We start from the raw sequence: 7,644 nt of genomic DNA on the forward strand, positions 1-7,644 counted from the left end.
GTTCGGCGGCGCGCTCGGCGCCGTCCCGCACGAGGGCGATGCCGACCTGGAGCGCCGCGTCGGTGTGCCCGGCCGCGGCGGCCCGCTCGTACCACTTCAGCGCCGTGCGGTCCTCGTCCCGACTGGCGAAGAGGATCCCGAGGTTGAAGGCGGCGTCGACGCTGCCCGCCTCGGCCGCCTTGGAGAACCAGGGCTCGGCCCCCGCCGCGTCCCCGCCCTGCAGGAGCAGGATGGCGAGGGCGTTGGCGGCCTCGCGGTGCCCGGCGTAGGCGGCGCGGCGGTACCACTGCTCGGCCTGCGCCGTCCGGTCCTGCGCGGCGCACAGCAGAGCAAGGTTGTACGCCCCGTTCTGGTCGCCGGCGTCCATGGCGGCCCGGTACCAGCGCTCCGCGGTCTGGGTCTCCCCGCGGGCGGCGTGCAGGGCGCCCAGGGCGTTCGCGGCGTTCCCGTCGCCGTCCTGCGCGGCCCGGTGCCACCAGGTCGCGGCGCTCTCCTCGTCACCGGCGTCGCGCAGCAGGAAGCCGAGGGCGCAGGCCGCGCGGGCCTCGCCCTGCTTCGCCGAGCTCAGGTACCAGCGGCCGGCCTCCTTCAGCTCGCCGCGCGCCTCCAGCAGGGCGCCCAGGTGCAGGCCGGCCCGCCGGTGGCCGCGCGCGGCGGCCTGCCGGTACCACTGCTCGGCCTCCTTGGGGTCGCCCTTGCGCAGGTGCCGCGCCAGCCGGTACGCCGCTTCGCGGTGCCCCTGCTCGGCGGCGGCCCGGAACCAGCGCTCGACTCCCTTGTCCCCGCGGTGTTCGAGGAGGTCGGCCAGGCCGTAGGCGCCCAGGGCGTGGCCGGACTCCGCCGCCTGCCGCATCCAGTACTCGGCGGCGGGCTCGTCGCCGCGCTCGCGGTAGTGCCGGCCCAGGGCGTGGGCGGCGGGGGCGGATCCCGCGACGGCGGCGACCCGCCACCAGCCGGCGGCCTCGTCGGGGTGGCCGCGCTGGTGCAGGAGGACGCCGAGGTTGTTCGCGGCGGCGCGGTCCCCTTCCCCGGTGGCGCCGCGCAGGTAGGGTTCGGCACCGGCGAGGTCACCGCGGCGCAGGAGGAGGGCCCCGAGCACGCTCATGGCTCCGGGGTCGCCCTTGTCGGCGGCCACCCGGTGGCGTGCCTCCAGCTCGGCGTCGGTGGCCCCTTCGGCCTCTCCGAACGCTTCTTCCGCGAACGCCGCATCGGTCAGTGCGTTGTGCGCGTCAACGACCCGAGCCGCCCCACCGGCTTCCGTGACCGACTCGGTCTCCGCCCTCACAAACCGCCCTGTCTCCAGCAGAGTTGACCTGTCCCCCATAAATCCCATCGTCGCATCACCTGCTACCCGCGTACACCTGGTATGTCGCAGCCAGTGAGGTCACTACAGCGTTTTGTCGACATGCCCACAGAGAGACAAGTCAAACACGCTCAGGCCTCAACTCACCCGCCCCAGTGACCCCGTGTTCCCCGAATCACCCCGCACGGCCCCCACACGCCGGTCCGGGCATGACGAAGGCCCGGATCCCATTGGATCCGGGCCTTCATCTTCAGTAGCGGGGACAGGATTTGAACCTGCGACCTCTGGGTTATGAGCCCAGCGAGCTACCGAGCTGCTCCACCCCGCGTCGGTGAAACCACAGTATCACGACGCGGGACGGAGCCATTACCGCGTTTCCGCTAGCCGCCCGGCTTGGGGGTCGTCAGCTTCGCCTCGGCGTCGATCGCCCGCTTCAGCGCCGCCTCCAGGTCGTCCTGGGCCTTGCCGTAGGCGGACCAGTCGCCGGCCTTCATGGCCTTGTCGGCCTCCTCGACCGCCTTCTGGGCGTCGGAGAGGGCCGCCTTGACCGTCGGGTCCTGGGGCACCGGCTGCTGGGGCGTGCCGTCACCCGGCGGCTGGTCCGGGTTCGTCGGCGTCGTCGGCACGGTCGGGGCCGCGGCCCCGAAGACCACGTTCAGCGCCTTGTCGAGGGTGTCCTCGAAGGCCGTCTGGCCGCCGTACGTCACCAGCACCTTGCGCAGCAGCGGGTACTTCAGCCCGGAGCTGCGGACGTAGACCGGCTCCACGTAGAGCATGCCGCCGTCGAGGGGTACCGCGAGCAGGTTGCCGTACTCGATCTCCGAGTCACCACCGCGCAGGAGGCGGATCGACTCGGCGATCTTCGGTTCGGACTGGAACTTGCTCTGTACCTGTCCGGGACCGTCCGGCGGCTTGCTCGTCGGCATCTTCAGGATTCGGATCTTGCCGTAGTCCGGGGTGCCCGGATCGGCATTGACCGCCATGAAGGCACTCAGGTTGGGCCGCTCGTTCGGCGTGAACGTCGTCGTGAGCGAGAAGACCTGGTCCTTCTCCTCCTGGCCCGGCATCTTCATCGACAGGTAGTACGGCGGGACCGCCGTGCCGGCCTTGGTCGTCGGGTCGTCCGGGACGGCCCAGGCCTCACTGCCGCTGAGGAAGGTCTGCGGGTCGGTGACGTGGTACCGGGTGAGCAGCTCGCGCTGGACCTTGAAGAGGTCCTGCGGGTAGCGCAGGTGGTCCATGAGCGGCTTGGAGATCTCGCTCTTGGTCTTGACCGTGCCCGGGAACGCCTTCATCCAGGTCTTCAGGACCGGGTCCTCGGTGTCCCACTGGTACAGGTTGACCGTGCCGTCGTACGCGTCGACGGTGGCCTTCACCGAGTTGCGGATGTAGTTGACCTGGTTCTCCTGGGCCACCACCGCGCGCTGGCTGTTGGTCAGCGAGTCCGCGGTGCTCCGGCCCAGCGTGGTGCGCGAGGCGTACGGGTAGCCGTTGGTGGTCGTGTACGCGTCGACGATCCAGACGACCCGCTTGCCGATCACGGCCGGGTACGGGGCGCCGTCGATGGTCAGCCAGGGGGCGACCGCCTCGACGCGCTCCTTGGGCGTGCGGTTGTAGAGGATCCGCGAACCCTCGCCGATGGCCCCGGAGTAGAGGATCTGCGGCTCGCTGAAGGCCAGGGCGTACGCGGCGCGGTTGACCGGGTTGTCGAGGTTGACGCCGGAGCCGCCCTTGTAGCTCGTCTCCTTCTCGCCCTTGTCGTCCGAGTAGTCGAGCTCCTTCTGCGGACCGCCGACGATCGAGTACTGCTTCGTCTGCTCGCCGTAGTAGATGCGCTGCTCGAAGTCCGTGCCGAACATGCCCTTGGAGGGCAGGTCGGCCTGGGTGAAGTCGGGGGCGCCGTCCTTGACCGTGGTGCCCTTGGCCGCGACCACGCCGTAGCCGTGCGTGTACTTGAAGTGGTCGTTGATCCAGTTGTTCTTCGGGATGCCGCCGATGTTCAGCTCGCGGAGCCCGATGACCGTGTCCTGGCCGCTGTACCGGTCCACGGCGAGCGTGGACGGGAAGCCGTAGTAGCCCTTGACCTGCTGGAGCTGCTGGAAGGCCGGGGAAACGATGTTCGGGTCGAGGAGGCGGACGCTGGCCGTGGTGTCGGCCGCGGACCGCAGCTTGGTCCGGTCCTCCGTCTGCGGGACGCCCGGGTAGTCCTTGACCTCGGACCCGGCGATCCCGTAGGCGTCGCGCGTCGCCTTGATGTTCTTCTCGACGTACGGCGATTCCTTGGCCTGCTCGTTCGGCTGGACCTGGAACTTCTGGACGATCGCCGGGTAGAGCCCGCCGATCAGGATCGCCGAGAGGACCATCAGGCCGAAGCCGATGACCGGGAGCTGCCAGGTGCGGCGCCACAGGGTGGCGAAGAAGAGCACCGCGCAGATCGCCGCGATCGCGACCAGGATCGTCTTCGCCGGGAGGTAGGCGTTCGCGTCGACGTACCGCAGGCCGGTCCAGTTGTCGGCGGCCTTGAAGTCGCTGGACTTCACCGCGAGGCCGTACCGGTCGAGCCAGTACGCGATCGCCTTCAGGGTGACGAAGAGGCCGAGCAGCACCGACAGGTGGCCGGTCGCCGCGGCGGTGGCGCGCGCGCCCGGGCTGGTCACGCGCAGGCCGCCGTACAGGTAGTGCACGACGACGGCGGCGATCACCGACAGCACGACCGCGGCGAAGCCGAAGCCGAGCAGGAAGCGGTACCAGGGCAGGTCGAAGGTGTAGAAGGACACGTCCAGGTCGAACTGGGGGTCCTTACGACCGAAGGGCACCCCGTTGACGTACATCAGCCAGGTCTTCCACTGGCCGGCCGCCGAGGCGCCCGCGATCAGTCCGACGATCACGGCGATGCCGAGGAGCAGCCACTTCTTGTACGCGGCGATGCTCATGCGGTAGCGGTCGAGGCTCTGCTGTTCCAGCGACATCGCGCTCAGCGGCGGCCGCAGCCGGTGCGCCAGCCAGATGTTCAGCCCGACCGCACCGGCCATCAGCAGGCCGAAGACGGCGAAGAGGCCGATCTTGGTCCACAGGGTGGTGGTGAAGACGGTGGAGTACTTGACGGAGCGGAACCAGAGCCAGTCCGTCCAGAATCCGGCGAACATGATGAACGCCATGGCCAGGACGGCCAGGACGCCCAAGGTCGTCAGAAGAGTCCGGGCGCGCCGGGAGGGGCGGCCGACTCTCATCCGTGGCCCGGAGGGGCCTCCGCCGCGGTCCGGCATCTGGAAAGCCAAGGTGCGCACCTCGAAAGTCGCTGAGTCTGGGTACTGAATATGGGTACTGCGTCCGGTTGCTGCGTCCGGTACTGAAAGAGCGGAGCCGGGTCACCGATGGTAGGTCCCACTCTTGCAACTTACGGAGGCTTTAGTCAGTTCCCGGTATCCGGGGGAAAGGAGGCAGGATGTTGTCCATGTCCAACCTTTCGCCTTCCCCCGGCACGCCGATGGCAGCCACCCCGCTCACCCGTGCCGTCCTTGAGATCGACGAGTACGCCTCCACCCTCGGCTGGGACAAGCCGGCCCGGCTGTTCGCCCTGGTCGACACCGCCCGGCTGCGCAAGCAGGAACCCGGTCTCGCCCGCCAGCTCGGCCTCGACCAGGACGACACCGGCAAGAGCCAGCTCACCCCGATCGAGCAGGACTCCGTACCGGCCGGGACCCCGCTGGACAAGTTCCTGGGAACCATCGCCTGGCCCGACGCGATCGTCGGCTGCGCGCTGACGGTGGAACGGTTGATGCTCCCGCCGTCCGCCGAGGCGTCCGTGCCGGAGGGGCTGAGCGACAAGCAGCTGGCGAAGTGGGTCGCCGCGCACCCCGACCGCCAGGAGGTCCGGCTGACCGTGGGCGTGCTGCGCGACGGTTCGCGGGAGTCCGCCGTACGGCTGCGGGAGAAGGACTCCTCCAACGAGGTGCTGACGGGCGCGAGCCTGGTGCCGGGCCTCGCCGAGGCGCTGGCCGCCACCTTCCTCGACTAGGGCCCGTCGTCAGGACGCGGTGCACCGCGGGAGGCCGGCGGTGTCCCCCTTGGAGATCTTCTCCAGTGCCTTCGTCGCGTCGGCGATGGTGGAGACCTTGACCAGGGTCAGCCCGTCGGGCACGTGGGAGGCGGCGGAGGCGCAGTTCTCGGCCGGGGTCAGGAAGTATTCGGCCCCGGCCTGGCGGGCTCCGATGGTCTTCATCTGGATGCCGCCGATCGGCCCGACCTTGCCGCTGTCGTCGATGGTTCCGGTGCCCGCGACGAACTTGCCGCCGGTCAGGTTCTCCGGGGTGAGCTTGTCGACGATGCCCAGGGCGAACATCAGGCCGGCGCTGGGGCCGCCGACGTCGGCGAGCTTGATGTCGATCGGGAACGGGAAGGTGTGGTCGGTCCCGGCCCGGATGCCGACGATGGCGTGGCCGTCGTCCTCCGCCTTGCCCGCGGTGATCGTGATCTTGGCCGTGGTGGTGGGCTCGCGGTTCGCGCGTTCCGCCTCGGCCGCGTCCGCGGCGGGTACGACGGTGAACTCGACCGGCTCGCCGGGCTTGTGCTTGGTGACGAGCTTGGCCACGTCGGCGGGGTCGGTGACCGTGGCGCCGTCGACGGACTTGATCACGTCGCCGGCGTGCAGCCTGCCCTCGGACGGGCCGGCCTTGACCACGGAGGAGACGATCACGCGGGCGTTGACCGGGATGCCGAGTTGCTTGAGCGCGGCGACCTTGGCGCTCTCCTGCGACTGGCTGAACTCCTCGGCGTTCTCCTGCGTGGATTCCTTGTCGGTCTTGCCGTTCGGGTAGAGGTTCTCGTGCGGTACGACGATGTTGTCGCCGGCCGCCCAGCCGTACACCGCTTCCAGCAGGTTCATGTCGTAATCGGCGCCGGTGACGCGGACCGTGGTCATGTTGAGGTGACCGGTGGTCGGGTACGTCTTGTGCCCCGAGATGCTCAGCACCGGCTCGCCGTGCGAGTCGCCGAGCGTGTTCACCGTGGGGCCCGGGCTCATCTCGGAGTACGGGACCTTGATGAACACCCCGACGCAGAGCAGCGCGAACAGCATGAGGGTGGAGGCGAGCATCGTCGCGGTGCGGCGTGGCATGAATCGACAGTACGGGACGGTCTCGGAGGGCGGCCCCTGGGGCCGGTCCGTACGGGGGCCGTGCGTGGAACTCTCAGCGGATTCTCAGCGGAACCACCGGGACGCTCAGACGGCGTCGGAACCGGAGTGCGCCTTTTCCTTCGTCCGGGCCTGATCGGCCTTGCCCATGGCCTCGCGGAATCTCGCGTAACCGGCGAGTTCGGATATGTCGCCCTGGGTGCGGTCGCGAGCCGCCCAGCTGCCCCATATCGCGGCGCCGATGGCGGCGAACAGCGGAATGAGCAACCACGCCAGTGATGCCATGGACGTGCCTCCCTGCCCCGAAAGTACGTGTCGTTGGTGGCTTCAACGCTCGTGCCCGGAAAGGGGTTACGCAAATCGAGGGCGTGTTGCGCGGCCGAACGGGGGTGAGGCTACCCCCTTGCGGGGGAAGCCCCGCGTCCGGGGGGTTGGGAGGGCGCGCGGCGGGGGTTCAGCAGGCGCCGACCCATTCCTCGGTGCCGTCGCTGAACGTCTGGTGCTTCCAGATGGGGACCTCGTGCTTGAGGTCGTCGATCAGCATCCGGCAGGCCTCGAAGGCCTCGCCGCGGTGCGGGCAGGAGACGGCGACGACGACGGCCAGGTCGCCCACGGACAGGTCGCCGACGCGGTGGACGGCGGCGAGGGCGCGGACCGGGTACTTCGCCACGACGCGCTCGGCGACGCGGCGCATCTCGGCCACCGCCGTCGGGTGGGAGGAGTAGCCGAGGGAGTCGACGTCGGCGCCGGCGTCGTGGTCGCGCACCGTGCCGACGAACAGGGTCGTGCCTCCCGTCGAATCGTCGCCGACGGCCTGGAAGACCTCGTCGATCGACAGCGGGGTCTCACGGATGTCGAGCAGCCGGATCGGGTCCGGAGCGGCCTGCTCACCTGGGTGGTCGAAGTGCGGTGCCATGTCATCCATCGTGCCTCAGCCGCTGACATGGCGGTATAGCCGATTCGCCCGGCGCGGGCCCGCCCGGTTGGGATCCTCCTACAGGAACGGGCCCCGCCCGGCCGGGTGCGTACGTACGTACCGGGCGGGTCGGGCGGGTCGAACGGGCGCGGCGGGGTCGGACGCCGTGCGGGTCGGATGCCGTGCGGGTCAGATGCCGCGGCGCTTGCGGGCGCGGCGGACGGCGGCCGCCGCGCCGAGCAGGGCGACCGTCGCACCGGCGGCCCCGGCGGCCGTGGCGGCGTCCTTGCG

6 protein-coding genes and 1 tRNA gene are annotated in these 7,644 nt (G+C 70.1%); 1 reads left to right on the forward strand and 6 read right to left on the reverse strand.

The window, feature by feature from the left end; genetic code table 11:
* From NOD94_RS39130 to NOD94_RS39140, 3 genes are all read right to left on the reverse strand, one after another.
* Positions 1-1,333: tetratricopeptide repeat protein (locus NOD94_RS39130; protein WP_281211015.1), on the reverse strand; the 1,333-nt coding region annotated here is incomplete at its 3' end.
* A 224-nt stretch (positions 1,334-1,557) separates the two neighbouring features.
* Positions 1,558-1,631, reverse strand: a tRNA-Met gene (locus NOD94_RS39135).
* A gap of 52 nt (positions 1,632-1,683) precedes the next feature.
* Positions 1,684-4,569, reverse strand: a complete 2,886-nt coding sequence (locus NOD94_RS39140) for a UPF0182 family protein (RefSeq protein ID WP_281211020.1) — start codon at positions 4,567-4,569, stop codon at positions 1,684-1,686.
* 179 nt (positions 4,570-4,748) lie between these two features.
* Here NOD94_RS39140 and NOD94_RS39145 point away from each other — a divergent pair, with 179 nt between their 5' ends.
* The gene (locus NOD94_RS39145; protein ID WP_281211016.1) at positions 4,749-5,321 is read left to right on the forward strand and encodes a PPA1309 family protein; all 573 of its coding nucleotides are present in this window, start codon (positions 4,749-4,751) and stop codon (positions 5,319-5,321) included.
* Positions 5,322-5,330: 9 nt separating this feature from the next.
* Here the strand turns inward: NOD94_RS39145 and NOD94_RS39150 are convergent, their stop codons facing one another.
* From NOD94_RS39150 to NOD94_RS39160, 3 genes are all read right to left on the reverse strand, one after another.
* On the reverse strand, positions 5,331-6,419 hold the full coding sequence (locus NOD94_RS39150; protein ID WP_281211017.1) for a PDZ domain-containing protein: 1,089 nt from the start codon (positions 6,417-6,419) through the stop codon (positions 5,331-5,333).
* Positions 6,420-6,524: 105 nt separating this feature from the next.
* Positions 6,525-6,722, reverse strand: a complete 198-nt coding sequence (locus NOD94_RS39155; protein ID WP_281211018.1) for a hypothetical protein — start codon at positions 6,720-6,722, stop codon at positions 6,525-6,527.
* A gap of 169 nt (positions 6,723-6,891) precedes the next feature.
* Positions 6,892-7,353 (reverse strand): molybdenum cofactor biosynthesis protein MoaE, encoded by a 462-nt coding sequence (locus NOD94_RS39160; RefSeq protein WP_281211019.1) that lies wholly within the window; start codon positions 7,351-7,353, stop codon positions 6,892-6,894.
* Positions 7,354-7,644: the final 291 nt, after the last annotated feature.

Source organism: Streptomyces sp. Isolate_45 (genome assembly GCF_024721315.2).
Classification (GTDB): domain Bacteria; phylum Actinomycetota; class Actinomycetes; order Streptomycetales; family Streptomycetaceae; genus Streptomyces.